This window comes from Caulobacter sp. S45 (assembly GCF_009765965.1).
In the GTDB taxonomy this organism is placed as follows: Bacteria; Pseudomonadota; Alphaproteobacteria; order Caulobacterales; family Caulobacteraceae; genus CAHJWH01.
In genome coordinates this window covers 315447-336946 of record NZ_LMUL01000017.1, presented here as the reverse complement: position 1 = coordinate 336946, position 21500 = coordinate 315447, and the positions used below count along the sequence as shown (strand labels likewise).

Sequence of the window (21500 nt, the reverse complement as noted above, 5' to 3'; positions counted from 1 at the left end):
GAAACCCGATAGCGGAAATCGCTATCCGCCGCCGCGGCATGCGTCCCTAATGGTCTTGGATTGGAAGACCGCTGGAAGGGAAGACGCCATGCACTACGATGTGGTCGTCGTCGGCGGCGGCGCGGGCGGCCTCGAGCTGGCGGCGCGGCTTGGCCGGGCGCTGGGGCCGCGGCGCGGACGCGAGCGCGTCGCCCTGATCGACCGCGCGGTGATCCACATCTGGAAGCCGACCCTGCACGAGATCGCCGCCGGCACCCTGGACGCACACCAAGAGGGGCTGTCCTATCCGGTCCTGGCCCGGCGCAATCATTTCAGCTTCCTGATGGGCGAGATGACCCGGATGGACCCGGCGACCAAGAGCCTGACCCTGGGCGAGCTGCTGGACTCGCATGGACGGCCGATCTCGCCGGAGCGGACCCTGAGCTTCGGCGTCTGCGTGCTGGCGGTGGGCTCGGGCTCCAATTCGTTCAACACGCCGGGCGTCGAGCGGGCCTATGTGCTGGAGCGGACCGAGGACGCCGAGTTGTTCCACAAGGTGCTGCTGGCCGCCTTCACCCGCGCCTCGTTCTCCTCCGGCCGTGCGCTCAGCGTGGCCATCGTCGGCGGCGGGGCCACGGGCGTGGAGTTGGCGGCGGAACTGCTGGAGGCCCATTCGGAATACCAGGAGGGCTTCGTCGCCGAACAGCGCTTCCGCCTGGACGTCGCCGTGGTCGAGGCCGCGCCGCGCATCCTGGGCGGCCTGCCGGAGAAGATATCCCGCCAGGCGACCACCGCTCTGGAACGCAAAGGGGTGCGCGTGCTCACCGACGCCATGGTCACGCGCGTCGCCGAGGACCGGCTGGAGACCAGCGCCGGCGACATCCCCGCCGAACTGGTGGTCTGGGCTGCCGGCGTGAAGGCCGCGTCCTCCAACGCTGGCCTGGGGCTGGAGATCAGCCGCTCCAACCAGATCGTGGTCGACGACCGGCTGCGCGCATCCGCGCCCGACATCTATGCGCTAGGCGACTGCGCCCAGTGTCCCTGGGAAGAAGGGCGGTCCATCCCCGCCCGCGCCCAAGCAGCCCATCAGCAGGCGAGCTATCTGGCGGGCGTACTGCTGGCCAAGCTCAGGGAGCGTGAGGTGGACAAGCCCTTCGTCTACCGCGACTTCGGCTCGCTGGTGTCGCTGGGCGAAGGGCGCGGGGTGGGCACGCTGATGGGCGGGCTCGGCGGGCGCAACTTCTTCGTCGAAGGGCTGGTGGCCAAGTGGATGTACATGTCGCTGCACCTCATGCACCACCACGCGATCCTAGGTTCGGTCAGGACCGCCCTGCTCGCCGTCGCCCGGCTGTTGCAGAAGCGGGTGTCGGGGCGGCTGAAGCTGCACTAGGGCGCCGGTCGGCGCGCGGCGGCGAACCCCGCCTTGTTCGACCCGATGCGAGAGGTTACGGGCCGTTATGCTGATCCTGGTTTTACTCCTCGTCGTTGGACTTTGGGCGGGCGTGCAGAACGCCTTAGCCGGCGGCGGCTCGTTCGTGACCCTGCCGGCGCTGATCCTCAGCGGGCTGGACGCGCGGACGGCCAATATCGCCTCCACCCTGGCGCTGTTCCCCGGCCAGGTGACGACCGGCTGGATGGGCCGCAAGATGGTCAGCGGGACCGGCGGCCTGGGTTTCCGAGCCCTGGCGATCATCAGCCTGGCGGGCGGGGTGATCGGCGCCGCCCTGCTGCTGCTGACCCCGTCCAGCTTCTTCGCCCGCATGGTGCCGTGGCTGGTGCTGTTCGCCACCGCGCTGTTCGCCTACGGGAGCTTCGTCAAACGACCCGTCGCCGCCGCCCCGCGCAGCTTCGGTCCCGTGGTCACCGGGATCATGCAGTTCCTGATCGCGATCTATGGCGGCTATTTCGGGGGCGGCATCGGCTTTCTGATGTTAGCGGCCCTGACGGCCGCCGGCCTGTCCATGCGCCACGCGGGCTCGACCAAGAACGTGCTGGCCGGGGTGATGAACGCCGCGGCGGTGGCGGTCTTCATGTTCACCCCGGGCATTCCGTGGATGCGGGTGCTGGTGCTCTGCGTCGGGGCGGTGGTCGGCGGCTACTTCGGCGCCATGCTGCTCAAGCGCGTGGACGAGAAGCTGATGCGGGGCTTCGTCGTCGCGCTCGGGCTCTGCCTGACGGTCGGCCTGTTCCTGCATCCGCAATAGACGCCTGTTCCAAGCCGCGCCCAGCCGGTAAATAGACGCGCCAGACACCGATGGGTCAAAGGCTGTGGTCGGCCGGCGCACGCGCCAGCGACCGGGCGTTTCGATCCCGCCCGGAACGACATCGAAGGAATCGCCGCATGACCACCGCCCCCGCCGGCTGGGACAGCCCGATCGAGACCGAGCTGACCGGCTACGACCTGATCAACACCCCGATGCTGAACAAGGGCACGGCCTTCAGCAGCGACGAGCGCGACACCTTCCGCCTGCACGGCCTGCTGCCCCCGCACCTGGGCTCGCTGGACGAGCAGGTCGCGCGGCGGCTCAAGGTGCTGCGCGCCTTCGGGACGGACTTCGAGCGCTACGCCTTCCTGCGCGACCTGCAGGACACCAACGAGACGCTGTTCTACGCCCTGCTGACCCGCAACATCGAAGAGCTGCTGCCCCTGGTCTACACGCCCACGGTCGGCGAGGGCTGCCAGCGCTTCAGCGAGATCTGGCGCAAGCCGCGCGGCGTGTTCCTGAGCTATCCCAACAAGGACAAGATCCGCGAGATCCTATCCGACCCGCGCTACGACAAGGTGCGCGTCATCGTGGTCAGCGACGGCGAGCGCATCCTGGGCCTGGGCGACCAGGGCGCGGGCGGCATGGGCATCCCGATCGGCAAGCTGGCCCTTTACACCGGCTGCGGCGGTATCCATCCGGAAGAGACCCTGCCCGTCCTGCTCGACGTCGGGACCAACAACCAGGAGCGGCTGGACGACCCCATCTATATGGGCTGGCGGCATGAGCGCATCACCGGCGCCGAGTACGACGATTTCGTCGAGGAGTTCGTCTCGGCCGTGATCGAACGCTGGCCCGATGTGCTGTTGCAGTGGGAGGACTTCGCCGGCCACAACGCCAGTCGCCTGCTGGCCCGCTATCGCGATCGCCTCTGCACCTTCAACGACGATATCCAAAGCACCGCGGCGGTGGCCGCCGCCACGCTGATGGCGGCGGTCAACATCACCGGCCGCCCGCTGGTCGAACAGCGCGTCGCCCTGGTGGGGGCGGGATCGGCCGGATGCGGGATCGCCTCGCTGATCCTCAAGGCGATGATCGCGGCCGGCGCCGACGAACAGATCGCGCGCCGCAACTTCTACGCGGTGGACCGCCACGGCCTGCTGGTCGACGACATGAACGACATCACCGAGGCGCAGAGGCCCTTCGTCCAGGCCCGCGAGGCGGTGGCGGGCTGGACCCTGCGCGAGCCGGGCGAGATCACCCTGCTGGACGTGGCGATCAACGCCAAGCCCACCGTGCTGATCGGGGTTTCGGGTCAGGCCGGGGCCTTCAGTGAGCCGGTGGTTCGCGCCATGGCCCAGCACGTCGCCCGGCCGATCATCCTGCCGCTATCCAATCCCACCTCCCGTAGCGAGGCGACGGCAGAGCAACTGGTGGCCTGGACCGACGGGCGCGCCCTGATCGGCTCCGGCAGCCCGTTCTTCCCTGTTGACTGGAAGGGCAAGACCTATCCGATCGCCCAGACCAACAACTCCTACATCTTCCCCGGCATGGGCCTGGCCGTCCTGGCCTCGGGCGCCAGGCGCGTCACCGACGAGATGTTCATGGTCGCCGGCGTGACCCTCTCCCGCATGGCCACGACCGGGCCGGACGGCCAAGCCCAGCTCCTGCCGCCCATCGGGCGTCTGCGCGAGGTCTCCGTCGCCATCGCCAAGGCCGTCGCTCGTCAGGCCCAGCGCGACGGGGTGGCGCGGGTCTGCGATGTGGAAACGCTGGACGGGCTGATCGCGGCCTATGTCTGGGAGCCCCACTACCGCCCGTATCGCAAGATCGACTGAAGCTTCGATCAGGCCGGCCCAGTACAAGACATCGAGAACTCAACCGATAGTTATATGATTGTAATAGCAATTTTCCGTAGCATATATAACCCCAACACCCACCTGATCGTCGCCAAAAACGTGTAATATCAGTTGATCATCTAGTAGCCGTCGCCTTGATGCCGTAGGAGCTTCATATGGTTGATGGTCGCCCCATCCAGGCGAGATTCGCGACGCCACTACTCTGGGTGGGGCCTTGGCGCTTGGCATCTATGGGCCGGGCCTGAACCGATCATGGACGACGCCGTTCAACGCACCTTCGCCAGCCTGACGCCAAGGCAGCGCGAATGTTTGGACCTCGCCGCCCAGCACTGGACTTCGAAGGACATCGGTCGCCACCTCGCCATCTCTCCCAAGACGGTCGACCGGCACCTCGAGGACGTCATCCGCAAGCTCGGCGTGGCGGACCGCCTGGCGGCCATCCGCCTTCTAAGGGCGGACCAGCCCCTTTCGCCGCTCAAGATCCTCGCGCCAGCCCATGGGGACGATCCCCATACGGACTTCACCCCAGAGACGCAGGCCGTCCCCGCCAGCCATGAGATGAGCCGTGGAGGCGATACAAACCATGGCCAAACCCTTGCTGATGTTCACCTGGACCGACGTTCGGGAAGCCCTGGATACGATCGCCGATACACCGCGACAGAGGAGGGCGGTGTGCTGGTTGCTGGAACGGTTGAAGGCGGATTCGGAGGGTATGTCTCCGGACGAGCTGCTGGTGGAGATCATAAGTACGGGCCAACTCCTGCATGGAGCGCCCTTGGCGTTTACGGACGAACACCAGAGCCATTTCGAAGACTAGGCTGGATTCTGGCGATCGCCGCGGGCCTCGCGCTCGCGGTGGGCGCCCTGATCGGCTCTTACGACCTCGTATTCAGCATCCATCGGATACGGGTCGAGCAAGGCCACCACTATTCCTCCCTTGACTATGGAGCATGGCGCCGAGGCGCCGAGGGGGAGTCATGAACTTGGACAAGAATGAAGCTGCAATGACCGTGGCCGAAGCACTGTGGTCGACGGAACGGGCGCTGGATTCGGCGTTCGGCGAACTCGCGAGCCTGCTCGGCACGGTGACCCGCAGCCGCCAGGACGCCAACTTCGCCATGATGGTCGGCCAGGACGCGGTGAACGAGATCGCCGCCGCCATCCCCGAGATGACGGTCGTCCGCGACCGCCTGATCGAAGCTCACCGCCGGTTGGGCCGGTGGGAGAAGCGGATGGGCCTGGACACCAGCCGCATGGGCAACGGCCAGGACAAGCCCCAGGACGCGATGGCGGCTGCGCCCACGGCGGTTCCGGCCGCGCCTCTGCGTACGGCGGCCTGATCCGTCATGGGTGGCGGATCGGTCCTGCACCTGTTCGTCACCCCCTTGGCCCAGTTCAGCGCCTGGGCCGCGGTCGCCGTGTTCGCGGCGGCCGCGGTTTGGGGACGCTGGCCCGAGCGGCTGGGGACCTTGGTCGGGCTGCTGAACTGCATCGCCTCGGCCCTGCTGCAGGATCGCCGCTGGAACCACCATGGCCAGCCGGGGGTGTTCGCGGCCGATCTGGTCATGCTATGCGCCCTGATCTACATCGCCATGCGCTGCCGACGCACCTGGGTACTGTGGGCGGCGGCGTGCGCGCTGCTGACCAACTTCACCGATTTTTGCCTGCTGCTGGATACGCGGATCCAGCTCTGGAGCTATGTCACCGCCAGCTATGTCTGGGGCTTCGGCGGGGTGGCGGCCATGCTGGCCGGGGTGGTCTTCGAGGGCCGCAAGCCCGCATCCGTCCTGAGCTTCCGGGGTCCGTCCGACGACGCCCCTACGGCGGCGCGCCCGTCCATTCCCAATGCCAGGGTTCAAACACGTAGTTGACGAAGCCGTAGCGGCCCGCGTTCGCGACCAGCCAGCGGTAAGCCAGCCCTCGGGTCATCGCCAACCGGTTCTCGTCGGCCGAGGAGTCGACCGCGAAGCCCGGCGCCGTATCGAGCACCACGTCCATCGCTAGGCCCGTGCGGTGGGCCGAGCAGGCGGCGCGCACCGTGCCCTGGCAGTTCTGGTCGTGCGCACAGCGGGCGTCGTCGTAGGCGGGGCTGCGGAACGCCGAGAAGATCCGCAGCAGTTCGCCATTGGCCGCCAGCTCCGGCTCCGCCGCTCGGGCGTCGTGCACCAGCCGGGTCCAGGCGGCCAGGGCGCCGCGCCGCAGTTGGATCGCCTTGCCGCCATAGGCCAGGGTCGGCGGGGCGTCGGCCAAATCGGCGGAGGGGGGTGGTGGTGGGCACACGCCCCTCGTCCGCAGCATCACGAAGGGTCGTTGCGCTTGCCAGTCGCCCTTCAACCGCGCGAGCGCCTCGGGACCCAGCACCCCGTCAGCGGCTCCCGTCCCGGACCAATGGGCGAGCGCATCCGCGAACCCGGGCGTGTCGGCAGCGCAGTCGGTGTGGATCTGGCTTTCGATGGCCGGGGCGTAGACGGCCCAACCCTTTTCCGGACGACCGAACAGGTCGACCGGCGTCGCGTAGAGGCTTTCGTGGTTGCGTTCAGCAGCTAACCCCCGCGCCGGCGTGGAAGCCTTGTCGCAGGCGATTGCAGGCCTAGGCGTGCGAGCCAGGCGGTAGCCTGCCGGATTGGCGCAGCCGACACCCAGGATGAGGAGCGGAGCGAGCAGCATGCCTGTGACGGCGCGGCCGACCCGCGGAACAAATGGAATTGTCATGAGCCCCCTACTTGGGGACTGAATCGGCCCACGCGAGCGGAGCAGGCGTCCAGAAACGGCGACAGCCCGAAAGCCGCGACGAACTGCGGAGCCCGGCTATTGCAGCCGGGCGCCCAATTGCTCCACCGCCCGGTCCACCAGCGGATCGGAGGTCATGCCCTCAAGGCGTCCGCGCAGCAGGGTCTCGGCGATATGGGCGGCCAGGTCGGCGGCGGCGGCCTTGACGTCGGTCGCGGCCTGCTGCTCGGCCTGGGCGATACGGCGGTCGGCCAGGGCGGTGCGGCGGACGATCTGCTCCTCCAGCTTGACCTTGGCGTCGGCCTCGAGGCGCTGGGCCTCGGCATGGGCGTCCTGCAGCATCTGGGCGGCCTGGGCCTCGACCTCGGCGCGCTGGGCCTTCAGGCTGTCCAACAGATGAAGGGCTTCGGCGCGCAGGCGATCGGCCTCGTCGAGCGACGTGCGAATCTTCAGGGCGCGATCGTCCAGCGACTTGGTCGCCATCGTCGGCACCTTGAGGAAGGCCAGGAGGACGAAGAACAGGACCACGCCGACGGCGACCCAGAACTCCGCATTCTGCAACAGCAACATGGCGGTGTTCCCCTAGCCCTTGACCAGCTCGGCCGCGCGTTCGGCCTCGGCGTGCGAGACGGCGACGCCGGAGAGCTTCTCGGCGATGGCGGCGGCCGTATCCACCGCGATGCCGCGCACATTGCCCATGGCCTGGTCGCGCGAGGCGCGGATGCGCTTCTCCGCTTCCGACAGCTTGGCGTCGAGGTCGGCCTGCAGCGCCGCCTGGCGGCGAACCGCCTCTTGCGCCGCCTTGGCCTTGGCCTCGGCGGATGTGCGCTGGGCTTCGGCTCGCGCCTGGGCCATCTGCGCCCGAGCAACCTCAGCCTGGGCCTCGGCCTCGTCGCGCAGGCGACGGGCCTCGGCCATGGCGGCGCCGATGCGTTCGCGCCGCGCGTCTATCCCGTGGCGCATGCGCGGGATGTAGACGCGGGACAGCACGGCGTAGACCACCGCGAAGGTGATCAGCACCCAGAACATCTGTCCTGGCCAGTTGGCGAACTCGAACTGAGGCATCGGCGCGGCGCTCCGTCTGGAACGCGCTTACTTGAACAGGACGAGCAGGGCGACCACGAGGGCGAAGATGCCCAGCGCTTCGGTCAGCGCCATGCCGAGGAACAGCATCGGACGCTCGCCGGGAGCGGCGGAGGGGTTGCGGGTCGCGCCGGTCAGATAGTTGCCGAACATGATGCCCAGGCCCAGGCCCGGACCGATCATGCCGAGCATCGCGAGGCCGGCACCGATGAACTTGGCGGCATTGGCGTCCATGAGAGAATTCCCTTCGAAGAGTGGTTTGGATTGGAGGTAGGCGGTTTGGAAGGAGAAAGGCTGTCGACGTCTAGTGGCTGTGCAGGTTCACGACGTCGTTCAGATACACGCAGGCGAGCACGGCGAAAACAAACGCCTGCAGGAAGGCGACCACGAACTCGAGCGCCAGCAGGGCCACCACGCTGCCCAGCGCCACGCCCGACCCCAGAATGCCCAGGGAGGCGATGCCGCCGCCGAGCGCCAGCAGGCCCAGGCTGACCACGAAGCCGCCGAAGATGTTCAGCACCACGTGGCCGCCGATCATATTGCCGAACAGTCGTAGCGACAGGGTCAGCGGACGGATCAGGAAGCTGAGGATTTCGATCGGCACGATCAGCGGCATGATGAACAACGGCACGCCCGTCGGCGCGAACAGCTTGAAGAAGCCGAGGCCGTTACGCTGGAAGCCGACGAACACCACCACCAGTATGGTCAGGACCGCCAGCGAGACGGTGACCGAAAGCTGGGAGGTGGCGGTGGGGATGACCACGAACATGCCGAGCACGTTCATCATCATGATGAACATGAACAGACTGAACACGAGCGGGAAATAACGGCGGCCTTCGTGGCCGATGATCGACTCCGACAGGTCGTCCACCAGCTCGAACATCAGCTCGCCCACGCTCTGCATGCGCGAAGGCACGATGGCCTTACGGGCGGCGACGGCGAAGAACAGCATCACGGCCGCGGCCGCGGCGAACATCGCCAGCGTCACGTTGGTTATGGAGAAATCCATCCCCGCGATCTTCGGCAGGGCGAGAACCTGGTGGATCTCGAACTGCTCCATCGGTCCGGCCATGCCCGATCCGCCCTATCCTAATTGCGTCGCAGGCCTCAGCCTGCGTCGTCGTTCTCATCCTGGGTAGGCGCTGCGACTGGAGGAACCTCCGGCCGCGCGACCGAGGCCCCGCTCATCCGTCCGGCGGAGCGGACGACCAAAAAAATCGCCGCACCGGTGCCGATCAGCATGCCGCCGATCAATCCGATGGGCTGTGTTCCCGCGACATGGTCGACGAGCCATCCCAGCCCGAGGCCGGTCAGGACACCCCCCACCAGTTCCCCGATCAGCCGGTAGCCCGCCCCCGCGCCGCTCTCCATGGCGTGCCCGCTCGGCTTGCGCCGCGTGGTTGCATCGAGAGCGTCGTAGCGCGCATCGAAGCGCTTGAACGCCTCGTCCCGCGGTTTCTGCGGCTCAGGCATAGAGCAGACACGTAAACGGCTGCGGCGGTTGTACGTCGCAGCCTGCTGGAATGGAGCGGAACCTATAGAGGCCGTCCCCAGGCGTCAAGGCGGTCATCAGCGCACACTAACCTACGGATAAGGTTCAATATTTTCTATTGCGACGGCGACATGAAACAGCTGTGCCGAGTCGCGCAACCATCAATCCTGCCACCATGGGCGCAATCCAGGCCATACGCGCCTGATATCTGGGGAACGGGCCGGACAGGACCCCGCACACCGCGGCGTTCGCCAACAGCAGCCCGAGCGCCAGCAGGGCGAGCCTGATCATCCGTGCACGGTCGTCGTCCTCGCTTCGCCGCTCCCAGACGGACCGCCAGGATGCGCGCATGTCCGAACCGGCCAACCGCCAGCCCACGAACAGGATCGATACGGCCAGCACCGCGTCCACCAGCACGCTGACGGCGATCGAAGGCACGCGCGGCGCGCACCGGCCCCGCACCGTGCAGGCGGCGGCGTCGGGCATGATCTTCGGCAGGCTGGTGCGCCGCCAATAGCCGTCGGTGACGAACGTGCGCTGATCGTCGAAGCTGTCGCTCACATCCGCCAGCACCAGCTGTTCGGCCGCGTTGCGGAGCGAGGCCGCAGCCTGGCCGAGCGGATCGGCGAGGAGGGCGGACAGGGCGAAACGCAGGTCCTCGCGCTCCAACTGGTGCGTGGTCGCCACGTCCGAGAGGGTGAAGACGGCCCGGCCGGGCATGCGCGACCAGAGGATCTCGTCACTGTTGGCCAGGGGCTGGCGGGCGAACCGGCATAGGGCGAAGACTTGGCCCCGGTCGCAGGCGCGGCGCAGATACGCGCGCGCGGGTCCGTCGGCCAGCACCCGCGCGCTGAGGAAGGGCGGAGAACCGATGACCTCCCCGGCCCGCGCCTGCATGGGCTGATAGGCGAGCCGCATCCCGCCGACGGCGATGAACGCGGCCAGCAGGACCAGGGCCGACCGCTTCAGGGCCTGCGCCACGCCTACGCCGCTGAAAGCCAGGAGCGCCCCGCCCAGCACCGCGAAGATCGCGGCGACGAAGGCGTTGGAGCCGTGGGCCATGATCGAAAAGACCAGCAGGGCGAGCAGGGCGATCCGCTTCACCAAACCCAGCCGGTCCCAGTAGACCAGCGCGGTCAGGGCGCAGACCGCGGCCACGCCCGCGAACACGTCCGGCATCATCAGCGTCGCGAACACGGGCAGACTGCTCGCCACCGCGAGGCCGCCCATCACGGTCAGATAGCCCGCAAGCGGCGCGCGGGGCGCGGCGACGCGGTAAAGTCCGTAGACAGCGAAGGCCGCCGCACAGGCCTGGACGTAGGCGACCAGCCACACGCCCCCTGCCCTCTGCAGCAGGTAGAGGAAGCTGGCCCAGACGGGGGATCGCCCACCGTCTATGCCGGCGGAAACGTTTGGCGCACCCGGCGCCTCGGGCAGGCGAGTCGGGTCGGCCACAGGGACGACTCCATGACCGGGCGCGACCACGCCCAGCGCCTCCATCAGATACTCAGCCTCGGAAAAATACAGGGCGGTGTCGGGGAACAGGGCTGGGCGGCCGTTCACCACCGCCGGCCACAGCAGGAGCGCCGCCGCGAACGCGATCAGCCCCGCACGCTGCAACCCCATGACAAGGTTTCTGGACAGATTGAGCGCAAAAGCCGCCGACACCGGCCTCCCCTTGCGGCCGTCGCGCGCCAGGACAGCGCTCATCGGCGCAGGGTGAACACCGAGGCGAGGAAGCCGGACGCGGCGAGCTGCACCCCAACCGTCACCGCCGTCAGCGACGGGATCATGATGCGCATGGTGGTGTCGTCGGTGATCGGCCCGAAGCCGGAGCGCGCCCAACCCGCCCCGGCCCAGACCATGCCCACAAGCCCGGCCAGGAACACCACGCCCGCCACCCTCAGGATGGTCTCCAGCGTCAGGCCCAGCACGATCTTGCTGAACCCCTTCGACGTCGGCGGCAGGAAGCCCTCGATCTCGCCGTAGCGACGGGCGAGCGCGCCGAACATGATCAACTGCACGCCCAGGATCACCGCGAAGCACGAGGCCAGCATGGAGTGGACGTCGATCTGCACGTGGCGCGTCACCTGCACCGGCCCGGTCGCCAGCGCCGCCGACAACAACGCGCCCGCCGCCACGATCGCGGCGCCCGGATAGATGAACAGCCACTTGGGACTGTGCAGCAGCAGGAAGCGCAGGTGACGCCAACCGTCGCGCCAGGTCTTCAGGTGCGGCGCGCGCGAGCGGCCGTCGGGCTTGAGCGTGGTCGGCGCCTCGCTCATCCGCAGCTTCTTCAGCGCGGACTTGACCACCATCTCGCTGGCGAACTCCATCCCGGTCGTGGTCAGGCCGAGATCGAGCATGCTCTGGCGGTTGAAGGCGCGCAGGCCGCAGTGGAAGTCGCCCAGCGGCACCTTGAAGAACAGCTTGCCCAGGAAGGACAGCACCGGATTGCCCAGATAGCGGTGCAGGAAGGGCATGGCGCCGGGCGCGATCCCGCCCTTGAACCGATTGCCCATCACCAGGTCGTCGCCATCGCGAAGCCGCGCGATGAACGGATCCAGGGTCTCGAAGTCGTAGCTGTCGTCCGCGTCGCCCATGACCACGTACAGACCGCGCGCCGCCCGGATGCCGCCCATCAGCGCCGCGCCGTAGCCCTTTTCCGGCACCGAGACCACGCGCGCGCCGGCCTCCAGCGCCAAGGCCTGGGAACCGTCGGTGGACCCATTGTCGGCGATCAGCACCTCGCCACGCAGGCCCGCCCGCTCCAGGTATCCACGCGCCTTGCGCACGCAGACCTCGATGGTCTCCGCCTCGTTGAGGCAGGGCATCAGGATGGTCAGTTCGAGCGGCGTCTCGACCGTGGCCTGCGCCAGGGTCTCGACGCGGCTGTCGAGCTTCAGGTCCATATCCTCGTCCCCAGTTCCGCGGCCGCCAAAGTTATGACGTCCCCTTCACGATTGCCTTACCAGCGAAAATGTCGCGGCGCGCAGTGGCGGGGCGTCGCGTCTCCGCCGCTTGCCCGCCACGATTGTGCGCGGCAATAAAGCACCATGACACACCGCGCCCTCCTCGCCGCCCTCCTCCTGGCGTCCAGCGCCGTCGCCGTCGCGGCGCGGGCCCAGACCGCAGCCGCCGATGGACCGGTCTCGACCGCCCCGACCGCCAGCGCCGCTTCGGCCGTGGCCGATCCGGGCGTCGCCTTCCTGGCCAAGAACGCCACCGCCCCCGGCGTGGTCACCACAGCCTCCGGCCTGCAGTACAAGGTGCTGCACGCCGGCCCCGCGGACGGGGCTTCGCCGAAGATGGGCGACGAGGTGCAGGTGGTCTACCAGGGCCGGCTGCTGGACGGCACGGTGTTCGACTCCTCCACCGACGAGAACCCCGCCTCGCTGCAGGTCGGCGAGCTGGTGCCCGGCTGGAACGAGGCCCTGCAGATGATGAAGCCCGGAGACGAGTGGGAGCTCTACATCCCCTCCAACCTCGGCTACGGCGCAGAGACCAAGGGCCCGATCCCCGGCAACAGCGTCATGGTGTTCAAGATGAAGCTGCAGGCGGTCGGGCCGCTGCAATAGGCGCTCGTCGCAATCATGGACGCCATCGACCTCGCTTCGAAATTCGCCCTGATCGACGAGCGCTGGCGGCCTAAGGTCGCCGCCAAGCTCAACGGCCAGGAGGTCAAGCTGGTCAAGGTGCAGGGCGTCTTCCCCTGGCACACCCACGCAGACATCGACGAGATGTTCCTGGTCTGGAAGGGGCGATTCCGGGTCGAGTTCCGCGACCACGTCGTCGACATGGGTCCGGGCGAGATGGTGGTGGTCCCGCGCGGCGTCGAGCATCGCACCGCCGCCGACGAGGAAGCCGAGGTCCTGATCTTCGAGCCGGCGGATGTACGCAACACGGGCGATGTGGTCGACCCGGTGTTCACCGCGCCCCAGGGGGTGGGGATCTAGGGCCATCCTCTGTGCGCCCCCTTCCATCCGCTCATCCCGGCGAATGCCGGGACCCAGATCACAGGGCGGGAGGTCAGCAGATAAGGTCCTAGGTTTCACTCAACTTCTTACGGTTCCCGGTCGAGCCATACGATCTGGGTCCCGGCATTCGCCGGGATGAGCGGGAAAATCAGCAGGATCAGAATTGTTCTCGCTTCCGCGCCTAGGCCACCATCGCCTCGGCCTGGCGCAGGTCCACCGACACCAGCTGCGACACGCCGCGCTCGGCCATCGTCACCCCGAACAGGCGGTCCATCCGCGACATGGTCACCGGGTTGTGGGTGATGGCGATGAAGCGGGTGTCGGTGCGCTTGCGCATCTCGTCCAGCAACTTGCAGAAGCGGTCGACATTGGCGTCGTCCAGCGGCGCATCCACCTCGTCCAGCACGCAGACCGGCGCGGGATTGGCCAGGAACACCGCGAAGATCAGGGCGGTCGCGGTCAACGCCTGTTCGCCCCCCGACATCAGACTCATGATCGCCAGCCGCTTGCCCGGCGGACAAGCATAGATTTCCAGCCCGGCCTCCAGCGGATCGTCGCTCTCCGCCAGCCTCAGCTCCGCCTGGCCGCCCTCGAACAGAGCGTTGAACAGCACCTTGAAGCTCTCGGCGATCTCGGCGAAGGCGGCCAGCAGGCGCTCGCGGCCCTCCTGGTTCAGGGTCTCGATGCCGGCGCGCAAAGTTGCGATGGCGTCGGTCAGGTCGGCGCGTTCGGTCTTCAGCGCGTTCAGCCGCGTCGCCTGTTCGCCGGCCTCCTCGTCGGCGCGCAAGTTCACCGCACCCATGGCGTCCCGCTCCCGCTCCAGAGCGCGCAGATGCGTCTCCAGGCCGCCAGGATCGGTTGGGATGGCGAAGGCCTCCGCCGCGATCCGCTCGGCCAGGGCCTGGGGTTCGAGCTGGGTGGTCTCGCGCACCTGTTCGGCGGCGTCCGACAGCCGCTCGCGGGCGGCGTCGAGGCGGGCGCTGGCGGCGGCGCGGGCCTCGCGGGCGGAGGCTGCGGCCTGGTCGGCGGCGCGGGCGGCGCGTTCGCCCGAGCTGGCGTCGGCCTCGGCCTTGGCCAAGGCGTCGCCGGCAGCCGTGCGGCGGGCTTCTGCGGTGGCCAGATGATCGAGCAGACCGGCCTGCTCGGCGCCCAGCGCGTCGGGCGCATCTCGCGCCTGGGTCAGCGCCAGGGCGAGGCGTTCGTGTTCCCGGTCCAATTCGGCGATCCGCTTGGACGCCCCCTCGGCCCGCCTGTTCCAGTCCGCCTGATCGCGCTGGAGACCCTCGCGGCGACGCAGCCGGCCTTCGCGCGCACGCTTCTCGCCCTCCAGGTCCGAGCGGGCGCGGGCCTCGGCCTCGCGGGCGGCGGCGGACGCCTTGCGCGCCTCGCCGATGCATAGGTTGGCGGCGGCGTCGTCGCCGGCCGGGGTCTGCGCCTCGGCCTCGGCGACAGCCGCCTGGCTGCGCTCGCCATCCTGGCGGGCGGCGTCCAGGGCGCCCTGCGCCTCGGTCATGTCGGCCTTTAGCCGTTCCAGGGTCTCCGTCAAGGCCTGGGCGCGGGCCTCCAGGCGGGCGGCCTCGCGGGCATGGCGCTCATGGGCGTCGCGGGCGGTTCCCACCGCGCGCTCGGCCTGCTCCGGCCCTCGACGCGCTTGGGCCAGAGCCGTTTCGGCCGCGCGCAGGCGTTCGGCGACCGCCTTGTGCGCAGCGGCGGCCTGGGTCGCGGCGGGCTGCAGTTCGGCGACGGCACGCTCGATTTCGGCCAGGCGCGCCTTCTGGGCCAGCCGCGTGGCGGCGGGCTTGGGCGCGTCGGCGGTGACGGTGAAGCCATCCCAGCGCCACAGGTCGCCCTCCACGGAGACCAGGGCCTCGCCGGCCTCCAGCGTGCGTTGCAGGCGTGCGCCCAAACCGCGATCCACCAGCCCGACCCAGGCCAGCCGCGCCGCCAAGGCTGCCGGCGCCTTCACCCGCTCGCCCAGCGGCGTCACGCCGTCCGGCCACGCCGGCGCCTCCACGTCGTCGCGACCGCCCCAGTAGGCGCTGGCGCGAGCGTCCAGCGCCGCGTCCAGCTCCTCGCCGAACGCCGCCGCCACCGCCCGCTCCAGACCAGGCGGGGCCGAGACCTGGTCCATGACCGGCGGATAGGGGCTCTTGCCGCCCGCCGACGCGGCGAGCTGCGCCAGCCCCTGCGCCTCGCTCTTGAGCCGGCGAAGATCGTCGTCGGTCTTGCGGGCGACCTCGCGGGCGGCGGTCTCGGCCTTGGCCGCCTCGGCGCGTTCAGTTTCCGCCGTCGCCAGGATTTCGCGGGCGGCGGCCAGCGCAGCCAAGGCCTGGTCGAGCGCGGTGCGCGCTCGGTCGGCCTCGGGGTTGGTCCGGTTGGACAGGCCGTCCGCCTCGCGCTGGGCTTGGTCCAAAGAAGCCTGCAAGCGCGTGGTCCGCCCCTCAGCTTCTACGCGCCGACCTTCGGCCGCCTTTTGCGCACCGCGTGTCTGGGCAAGTCGGTCGAGCGCGGCCTGACGCCGGGCGGCCTGCCCGGCGGCCTCGGCGGCGAGACGCTCCACCGCGCCGTCCGCTTCGGCGCGACGAGCAGCGGCGGCTTCCAGCGCATGCTCCAGTTCCGGCGTGCGCTCCGGCGCCTGATCGATGGTGCGCACCAGCTGGTTCAGCTCCTGCAGCAGCCGGTCCAGCACGCCCTTGGCGTCACCGGCGGTCTGGTCCTCGCGCGTGCGGTCGGTGGCGTTGCGGGCGAGTTCGCCCTGCAGCCGCGCCACCTCGGCCTCCGCCAGGGCCACCTCGCGCGCCAGCCGGTCACGCTCCAAGGCCAGCCTTTGCAGCACGGCGGCGGCGGTCATCTCCTCGTCGCGCAAGGGCTTCAGCGATTCGGCCGCGCGCAGGGCGGCGGCGGTGGCCTCGGCCGCGTCGCGCGCGGTGTCGGCCACCGACAGATCGGCGGCGGCCAGCACCGTCTCAGCCTCGGCCAGGACGGCGTTCGCCTCGGCCCAGCGAGCGTAGAGGGCGGCGCCTTGCAGGGCGCGGATCTCGGCGGCGAGGCGTTTATAGGCCTCGGCCTTACGGGCCTCGCGCCGCAAGCGGTTCAGCCCGCTCTCGATCTCGTCGGTCACGTCGTCCAGGCGTGCAAGGTTGGCCTCCGCCGCGTTCAGCCGCAGCGTCGCTTCGTGCCGGCGGGAGTGCAGGCCGGACACGCCGGCCGCCTCCTCCAGGATGCGCCGGCGGTTGGAGGGCTTGGCCGCGATCAACTCGCTGATCTGGCCCTGGCGCACCAGGGCCGGCGAATTGGCCCCGGTCGAGGCGTCGGCGAACAGCATCTGCACGTCGCGGGCGCGGGTCTCCACCCCGTTGACGCGGTAGGTCGAGCCCGAGCCCCGGTCGATCCGGCGCACCACCTCGATCACCGCCGTGTCGTTGAAGCGGGCTGGCGCGCGGCGCTCGGCGTTGTCGATCTGGAGCAGCACCTCGGCGTGGTTGCGGGCCGGGCGCCGATCGGAGCCGCCGAAGATCACGTCGTCCATGCCCTCGGCCCGCATGGCCTTGGCGGAGTTGGCGCCCATGACCCAGCGCAGCGCCTCGAGCAGGTTGGACTTGCCGCAGCCGTTCGGCCCGACGATCCCGGTCAGGCCAGCCTCGATGCGGAACTCCGTCGGTTCGACGAAGGACTTGAAACCCGTGAGCCTGAGCCGCTGGAAGCGCACCTGCCCCGCCTTGCAGTCCCGCCCGGCCTACTTGGCCAGAAGCGGTTGGATGGCGGCGTCGAGCTGGGCCAGCGTCACCTCGCCCTCAGCCAGCGTCTTGCCATTGACGATCAGGGTGGGCGTGCCGGTGATGTGGTCCACGTCCTGGGCCTTCTGCACCCGGTCGCCGAGCGCCTTCAGCGCCGTCTCGTTCTGGACGCAGTCGTTGAACTGCTTTTCGTCCAGGCCGAAGGTCTTGGCGATGCCCAGCATCGTCCCCTTGGCGTCGCCGCTCTCGAACATCTGCTGCTGGCCGCGGAACTCGGCGTCGATCACCTGGAAGTACTTGTCCTTGCCGGCGCAGCGGGCCAGCAGGAAGCCGGCGGCGGACACCTGTTCGGGCGGCGTCAGGAACTCGCGGAAGACGTAGCGCACCTTTCCGGTGTCGACGTACTTGGTCTTGAAGGCCGGGAACACGGTGGTGGCGAAGCGGGCGCAGTGCGAGCAGGTGTCGGACGCGTACTCGACCACCGTGACCTTGGCGTTGGGGTTGCCCAGACTCATCTCCGGCGCGGTCATGGCGTCGCCCCCGGACCCCGCGCTCGACGCGCCCTTCTGGCAACCGGCGAGCAGGCCCGCGGCGGCGAGCGCGATGATGAGACGGCGGGCGGTGACGCGCATGGAATGTCCCTTGGACGACAGATGATTTGAGCGCGATTCCCCGCGCTCGCCCAGGCTTGGTCCTGACGCGGGCGTACAGGTCCGCCAAGCAGGTGGGTTGTCAACGGTCCCTGCGTGCTTCGAGACGCGCTCCGCGCTCCTCAGCATGACGTAGGTTGGGAAGTTCGACTAAACCTCGTCATGCTGAGGAGCCCCGCAGGGACGTCTCGAAGCACGCAGGATCGTCGGACCTAGCTCACGCGTCGCAGGTGATCGGGCCGTGGGCGCGGCCGTTGATGAATTGCAGGACGTAGGGGTTGTCGGTCTCGTCGATGGTCTTGGCCGGCCCGCGCCAGACGATCTTGCCGCCGTGGAGCATGGCGATCTCGTCGCCGATCCGGCGGGCCGAATTCATGTCGTGGGTGATCGACACCGCCGTGCAGCCGAGCCGTTTCACTTCCTCGATGATCAGGTCGTTGATCACGTCGGAGGTGATCGGGTCGAGCCCGGTGGTCGGCTCGTCGAAGAACAGGATGTCGGGATGGGCGACCACCGCGCGGGCCAGGCCCACCCGCTTCTGCATCCCGCCCGAGAGCTCGCTGGGGAAGCGGTCGGCCACGTCGCGCGGCAGCCCGACACGGGCGATCGCCTCGATGGCGCGTTCGCGGGCCTCCTTGCGGGGCACCTTGTCGGCGTTGATCAGGCGGAAGGCCACGTTCTGCCAGACCTTGAGGCTGTCGAACAGCGCCGCGCCCTGGAACAGCATGCCGAGCCGACCATGCAGGCGCGAGCGCTCCGCGGTGCGCAGCTCGGTCATGTCCTCGCCGTCCATGAACACCTGGCCCTTGTCGGGACGCATCAGGCCCACGGCGATCTTGAGCGTGACGGACTTGCCCTGCCCCGACGCGCCGATGATCACCAGCGAGCGGCCCCGCTCGACCGAGATGTCGACGCAGTCGAGGATCTTACGGCCGCCGAAGGTCTTGGAGACCCCGCGCAGTTCCAGCTTGGGGATGGGAAGAGGCGCGCTCACCGCATGAAACTCGTCAGCACGTAGTCGCAGGCGAACACCAGGATGGCCGCCGAGACCACCGCATTGGTGGTGGAACGCCCGACGCCGCGCGCGCCGCCGCTGCTGTTGAAGCCGTGGTAGCAGCCCATCAGCGCGATGATGAAGCCGAACACGCAGCCCTTGATCAGGCCCGAGATCACGTCCCAGGACTGCAGGAAGCTCCACGTGTTGCGGATGTAGAGGTCGCTGTTGAAGCGCAGGGTCGCCACCGCCACCAGCCAGCCGCCCGCCACCCCGATGATGTCGCCGGCGAGCGTCAGCAGCGGCATGGTGACGATGCCGGCGGTCAGGCGCGGCGCGATCAGGTAGCGGTAGGGATCGGTGGATAGGGTCTGCAGCGCGTCGATCTGCTCGGTGGCGCGCATGGCCCCGATCTCGGCGGCGATGGCGGCGCTCACCCGCCCGGCCAGCATCAGGGCGGCGAGCACGGGACCGAGTTCGCGGGTGATCCCCAAAGCCACGATCTGGGGCATGATCTGCTCGGCGTTGAAGCGCGCGCCGCCGGTGTAGATGTTGAGCGCGAGCGCCGCGCCGGTGAACACCGCGGTCAGGCCCACCACCGGCAGCGAATAGAACCCGATGGAATAGAACTGGCGGAACAGCTGGCGTCCGAAGAAGGGCGGCGCGAACATTGCGGCCACGCCTTGCACGGCGAAGATCGCCAGACGCCCCGCGCTCTGCAGCAGGTCCAGGGTGGAGGCCCCGATGGCGCGGACAGCACTCATGCGCCTGCTCCGAGATAGCGGCGATGCACGCGAGACCCCACGCGGGTCAGGAGTTCATAAGCGATCGTGCCGGCCGCGGCGGCGGCGTGATCCAGCAAGATGTTGGCCCCGAACAGCTCCACGCGGTCTCCCGGCGTCGCCTCGCATCCGGTGACGTCCAAGGCGATAAGGTCCATCGATATCCGGCCGAGGAAGGCGCAAGCTGCACCGTTCGCCCATCCATAACCTCGCGGGCTTCCCGCGCGCAAGACACCGTCGGCGTAACCGAGCGCAACCACGGCTGCTCGAAGCGGTGAATCGACGATGCAGGTCGCGCCGTAACCTATGCTCTCCCCGGGACGGACGCTGCGAACCTGCAAGATCGGCGCGTCCAGCGTCGCCACGGCGCGAAGCTCAGGATCGGGCCGGCCGGTGGGACCGCCGCCATACAGTGCAAGGCCCGGCCGCACCAGATCATGCAGGAAGGCGGCGCCCAGCAGCACGCCGGCCGAATTGGCCAGGCTCCGCCGCACGCCAGGAAACACGGCGGCGGCCTCTTCGAAGGCGATGGCTTGCCGTGCATTCATGGGACTGTGAGGATCGTCGGCGCAGGCCAGATGGCTGATCACCAGTTCGAGATCGAGGTCGCCCAGCCGGTCGCGGGCCTGCGCAAGACTGCGCGCTTCCTCGATGCGCAGACCGAGTCGGTTCAGGCCGGTGTCGATATGCAGGGCCGCGCCCAAACGGCGGCGACGCCCTCGGCTATGGGCCGCCCATTCCTCGATCTGGGGCAGGCTGTTCAGCACGGGCGTCAAACCGGCCGCTTCCAGCCGCGGCCCGGCGCCGGACGTGCAGCCGTCCAGAACGTAGATGCAAGCTTGGCGAGCCTCGCCCAGGAAGCGGCGCAGACTTTCGCCCTCGGCCGTACGGGCGACGAAGAAGCTGCGCGCGCCCTCCGCCCACAGCCGCCCCGCCACCGCCTCCAGGCCAAGGCCATAGGCGTCGGCCTTCACCACTGGCGCGACTTCCGCTTCGCCGGACAGGGCTTTCAGATGCGCCAAGTTGGCGGCCAGCGCGTTCAGGTCGACGGTCAGCCACGCGGCGTCGGGATCGTCCACGCCGGGCTTAGCGCTGCTTGACCGCGGCCGTCCGGGCGGCGGCGATGGCGGTGCGCAGCGCGTCCATCTGCGCGCCGGCGATCAGGGTGTCGCCGACCACGAAGCCAGGCGTGCCGTCGACGCCCAGCTCGTGGGCCAGCTTGTAGGTGTCGGCCAGCTGCGCATCGATGGCCTTGTCGGAGGCCAGGGCGCGGGCCTTGGCCACGTCGATCCCGACGCCCAGCAGGGTCTCGTTGACCACCGTGTCCTCCAGCTTGGCCTTCTGGGCCAGCATGGCCCTGTGAACGGCGGCGTACTTGCCTTGAGGCAGGGTGGCCAGCACCACGCAGGCGGCGTCACGCGAGAGGTGGCTCTGGTCTTCCCAGTCGATGATCGGGAACTCCTTGATCACCAGGCGGACGTCCTTCTGCTCGGCCAGCAGCTTTTCCACCTCGGGCTCGGCCGCCTTGCAGAAGGGGCAGCGATAGTCGGAAAATTCCACCACCGTGACCGTCCCGTTCGGGTTGCCGAGCACGGGATCGCGGGGGTCGTGCTCCAGGGCCTGGCGGTGGCTGGCGATGGCGCCGCTGGCCAGGGCCTGCTTGTCGGCCTCCTGCTTGGACTGCAGCCGCTCGAAGGCCTCTTCCAGCACCTCGGGATGGGACAGCAGGTAGGTGCGGACCCGCTCGCCGAACGCCTTATCGGAAGCGGTCTCGTGCGCCGGAGCGCCCTCATGGGAGGACTGGGCGTTGCAGCCGACGGCGACCCCCGCGAGGACGGCGACGGAGACGACGGCGAGCAGAACGTTACGTAGGCGGGTCACGGGCAATTTTCGTCCAACTCCGCCGCACCGGCCGGCGCAGCTCAGATCAGAGGATTAAGAATCACAAGGTCGACCAATGGGCGCGACGCAAACGCTTCCTAGAGCATGATCATGGCCGCCGAAATCGTCTTG

Annotated in this window: 22 protein-coding genes; 8 read left to right on the top strand and 14 right to left on the bottom strand. The window is 68.9% G+C overall.

What is annotated here, in order from left to right; genetic code table 11:
- Positions 1 to 88 precede the first annotated feature (88 nt).
- The 6 genes from GSQ87_RS21380 to GSQ87_RS21355 all read left to right on the top strand — a co-directional run bounded on the left by GSQ87_RS21380 (position 89) and on the right by GSQ87_RS21355 (position 5913).
- A complete protein-coding gene (locus GSQ87_RS21380) occupies positions 89 to 1369 on the top strand; it encodes an NAD(P)/FAD-dependent oxidoreductase (protein ID WP_158918549.1) in 1281 nt (426 codons plus the stop codon).
- Positions 1370 to 1436: 67 nt separating this feature from the next.
- On the top strand, positions 1437 to 2183 hold the full coding sequence (locus tag GSQ87_RS21375; RefSeq protein WP_216839511.1) for a sulfite exporter TauE/SafE family protein: 747 nt from the start codon (positions 1437 to 1439) through the stop codon (positions 2181 to 2183).
- 137 nt (positions 2184 to 2320) lie between these two features.
- Complete coding sequence (locus tag GSQ87_RS21370; RefSeq protein WP_158918547.1) at positions 2321 to 4021, top strand: NAD-dependent malic enzyme; 1701 nt, start codon at positions 2321 to 2323, stop codon at positions 4019 to 4021.
- 273 nt (positions 4022 to 4294) lie between these two features.
- Positions 4295 to 5023: a helix-turn-helix transcriptional regulator gene (locus GSQ87_RS21365; RefSeq protein ID WP_158918545.1), complete on the top strand. Its 729-nt coding sequence runs from the start codon at positions 4295 to 4297 to the stop codon at positions 5021 to 5023.
- Positions 5024 to 5025: 2 nt separating this feature from the next.
- Positions 5026 to 5382: a hypothetical protein gene (locus tag GSQ87_RS21360; protein ID WP_158918543.1), complete on the top strand. Its 357-nt coding sequence runs from the start codon at positions 5026 to 5028 to the stop codon at positions 5380 to 5382.
- Positions 5383 to 5388: 6 nt separating this feature from the next.
- A complete protein-coding gene (locus tag GSQ87_RS21355; RefSeq protein WP_158918541.1) occupies positions 5389 to 5913 on the top strand; it encodes a hypothetical protein in 525 nt (174 codons plus the stop codon).
- Here the strand turns inward: GSQ87_RS21355 and GSQ87_RS21350 are convergent.
- From GSQ87_RS21350 to GSQ87_RS21315, 8 genes are all read right to left on the bottom strand, one after another.
- On the bottom strand, positions 5861 to 6754 hold the full coding sequence (locus tag GSQ87_RS21350; protein ID WP_158918539.1) for a D-alanyl-D-alanine carboxypeptidase family protein: 894 nt from the start codon (positions 6752 to 6754) through the stop codon (positions 5861 to 5863). The genes GSQ87_RS21355 and GSQ87_RS21350 overlap by 53 nt on opposite strands.
- A 96-nt stretch (positions 6755 to 6850) precedes the next feature.
- Complete coding sequence (locus GSQ87_RS21345) at positions 6851 to 7342, bottom strand: ATP F0F1 synthase subunit B (protein WP_158918536.1); 492 nt, start codon at positions 7340 to 7342, stop codon at positions 6851 to 6853.
- A 12-nt stretch (positions 7343 to 7354) separates the two neighbouring features.
- A complete protein-coding gene (locus GSQ87_RS21340) occupies positions 7355 to 7837 on the bottom strand; it encodes a hypothetical protein (RefSeq protein WP_158918535.1) in 483 nt (160 codons plus the stop codon).
- A 27-nt stretch (positions 7838 to 7864) separates the two neighbouring features.
- Entirely contained in the window at positions 7865 to 8089 is a 225-nt protein-coding gene (locus GSQ87_RS21335) for a F0F1 ATP synthase subunit C (RefSeq protein WP_158918533.1), read from the bottom strand.
- Between the two features lie 70 nt (positions 8090 to 8159).
- A complete protein-coding gene (locus tag GSQ87_RS21330; protein WP_158918531.1) occupies positions 8160 to 8927 on the bottom strand; it encodes a F0F1 ATP synthase subunit A in 768 nt (255 codons plus the stop codon).
- Between the two features lie 35 nt (positions 8928 to 8962).
- Positions 8963 to 9328 (bottom strand): AtpZ/AtpI family protein, encoded by a 366-nt coding sequence (locus GSQ87_RS21325; protein WP_158918529.1) that lies wholly within the window; start codon positions 9326 to 9328, stop codon positions 8963 to 8965.
- Between the two features lie 124 nt (positions 9329 to 9452).
- The gene (locus tag GSQ87_RS21320; protein WP_158918527.1) at positions 9453 to 10973 is read right to left on the bottom strand and encodes a hypothetical protein; all 1521 of its coding nucleotides are present in this window, start codon (positions 10971 to 10973) and stop codon (positions 9453 to 9455) included.
- Positions 10974 to 11053: 80 nt separating this feature from the next.
- Positions 11054 to 12259 (bottom strand): glycosyltransferase family 2 protein, encoded by a 1206-nt coding sequence (locus tag GSQ87_RS21315; RefSeq protein WP_158918525.1) that lies wholly within the window; start codon positions 12257 to 12259, stop codon positions 11054 to 11056.
- Positions 12260 to 12403: 144 nt separating this feature from the next.
- Here GSQ87_RS21315 and GSQ87_RS21310 point away from each other — a divergent pair, with 144 nt between their 5' ends.
- Both GSQ87_RS21310 and GSQ87_RS21305 read left to right on the top strand, forming a co-directional pair.
- Positions 12404 to 12925, top strand: coding sequence for an FKBP-type peptidyl-prolyl cis-trans isomerase (locus GSQ87_RS21310; RefSeq protein WP_158918523.1), 522 nt, complete (start codon positions 12404 to 12406; stop codon positions 12923 to 12925).
- A 15-nt stretch (positions 12926 to 12940) separates the two neighbouring features.
- On the top strand, positions 12941 to 13303 hold the full coding sequence (locus tag GSQ87_RS21305) for a cupin domain-containing protein (protein ID WP_158918521.1): 363 nt from the start codon (positions 12941 to 12943) through the stop codon (positions 13301 to 13303).
- A gap of 202 nt (positions 13304 to 13505) precedes the next feature.
- Here the strand turns inward: GSQ87_RS21305 and smc are convergent, their stop codons facing one another.
- From smc to GSQ87_RS21275, 6 genes are all read right to left on the bottom strand, one after another.
- A complete protein-coding gene (smc, locus tag GSQ87_RS21300) occupies positions 13506 to 17033 on the bottom strand; it encodes a chromosome segregation protein SMC (protein ID WP_158918519.1) in 3528 nt (1175 codons plus the stop codon).
- 27 nt (positions 17034 to 17060) lie between these two features.
- On the bottom strand, positions 17061 to 17693 hold the full coding sequence (locus GSQ87_RS21295) for a DsbA family protein (RefSeq protein WP_158918517.1): 633 nt from the start codon (positions 17691 to 17693) through the stop codon (positions 17061 to 17063).
- 235 nt (positions 17694 to 17928) lie between these two features.
- A complete protein-coding gene (locus GSQ87_RS21290) occupies positions 17929 to 18705 on the bottom strand; it encodes an ABC transporter ATP-binding protein (protein ID WP_174241481.1) in 777 nt (258 codons plus the stop codon).
- Positions 18702 to 19469: an ABC transporter permease gene (locus GSQ87_RS21285; RefSeq protein WP_158918515.1), complete on the bottom strand. Its 768-nt coding sequence runs from the start codon at positions 19467 to 19469 to the stop codon at positions 18702 to 18704. The genes GSQ87_RS21290 and GSQ87_RS21285 overlap by 4 nt, the downstream gene beginning before the upstream one ends.
- A complete protein-coding gene (gene alr / locus GSQ87_RS21280; protein WP_158918513.1) occupies positions 19466 to 20566 on the bottom strand; it encodes an alanine racemase in 1101 nt (366 codons plus the stop codon). The genes GSQ87_RS21285 and alr overlap by 4 nt, the downstream gene beginning before the upstream one ends.
- Before the next feature lie 7 nt (positions 20567 to 20573).
- Positions 20574 to 21368, bottom strand: a complete 795-nt coding sequence (locus tag GSQ87_RS21275) for a DsbA family protein (RefSeq protein WP_158918511.1) — start codon at positions 21366 to 21368, stop codon at positions 20574 to 20576.
- Positions 21369 to 21500: the final 132 nt, after the last annotated feature.

Bases quoted from the DNA above. Each gene is read 5' to 3' on its own strand.
- GSQ87_RS21380 (WP_158918549.1), top strand. From the start codon at position 89: ATGCACTACGATGTGGTCGTCGTCGGCGGCGGCGCGGGCGGCCTCGAG.
- GSQ87_RS21375 (WP_216839511.1), top strand. From the start codon at position 1,437: ATGCTGATCCTGGTTTTACTCCTCGTCGTTGGACTTTGGGCGGGCGTG.
- GSQ87_RS21370 (WP_158918547.1), top strand. From the start codon at position 2,321: ATGACCACCGCCCCCGCCGGCTGGGACAGCCCGATCGAGACCGAGCTG.
- GSQ87_RS21365 (WP_158918545.1), top strand. From the start codon at position 4,295: ATGGACGACGCCGTTCAACGCACCTTCGCCAGCCTGACGCCAAGGCAG.
- GSQ87_RS21355 (WP_158918541.1), top strand. From the start codon at position 5,389: ATGGGTGGCGGATCGGTCCTGCACCTGTTCGTCACCCCCTTGGCCCAG.
- GSQ87_RS21350 (WP_158918539.1), bottom strand. From the start codon at position 6,754: ATGACAATTCCATTTGTTCCGCGGGTCGGCCGCGCCGTCACAGGCATG.
- GSQ87_RS21345 (WP_158918536.1), bottom strand. From the start codon at position 7,342: ATGTTGCTGTTGCAGAATGCGGAGTTCTGGGTCGCCGTCGGCGTGGTC.
- GSQ87_RS21340 (WP_158918535.1), bottom strand. From the start codon at position 7,837: ATGCCTCAGTTCGAGTTCGCCAACTGGCCAGGACAGATGTTCTGGGTG.
- GSQ87_RS21335 (WP_158918533.1), bottom strand. From the start codon at position 8,089: ATGGACGCCAATGCCGCCAAGTTCATCGGTGCCGGCCTCGCGATGCTC.
- GSQ87_RS21330 (WP_158918531.1), bottom strand. From the start codon at position 8,927: ATGGCCGGACCGATGGAGCAGTTCGAGATCCACCAGGTTCTCGCCCTG.
- GSQ87_RS21325 (WP_158918529.1), bottom strand. From the start codon at position 9,328: ATGCCTGAGCCGCAGAAACCGCGGGACGAGGCGTTCAAGCGCTTCGAT.
- GSQ87_RS21320 (WP_158918527.1), bottom strand. From the start codon at position 10,973: ATGGGGTTGCAGCGTGCGGGGCTGATCGCGTTCGCGGCGGCGCTCCTG.
- GSQ87_RS21315 (WP_158918525.1), bottom strand. From the start codon at position 12,259: ATGGACCTGAAGCTCGACAGCCGCGTCGAGACCCTGGCGCAGGCCACG.
- GSQ87_RS21310 (WP_158918523.1), top strand. From the start codon at position 12,404: ATGACACACCGCGCCCTCCTCGCCGCCCTCCTCCTGGCGTCCAGCGCC.
- GSQ87_RS21305 (WP_158918521.1), top strand. From the start codon at position 12,941: ATGGACGCCATCGACCTCGCTTCGAAATTCGCCCTGATCGACGAGCGC.
- GSQ87_RS21295 (WP_158918517.1), bottom strand. From the start codon at position 17,693: ATGCGCGTCACCGCCCGCCGTCTCATCATCGCGCTCGCCGCCGCGGGC.
- GSQ87_RS21285 (WP_158918515.1), bottom strand. From the start codon at position 19,469: ATGAGTGCTGTCCGCGCCATCGGGGCCTCCACCCTGGACCTGCTGCAG.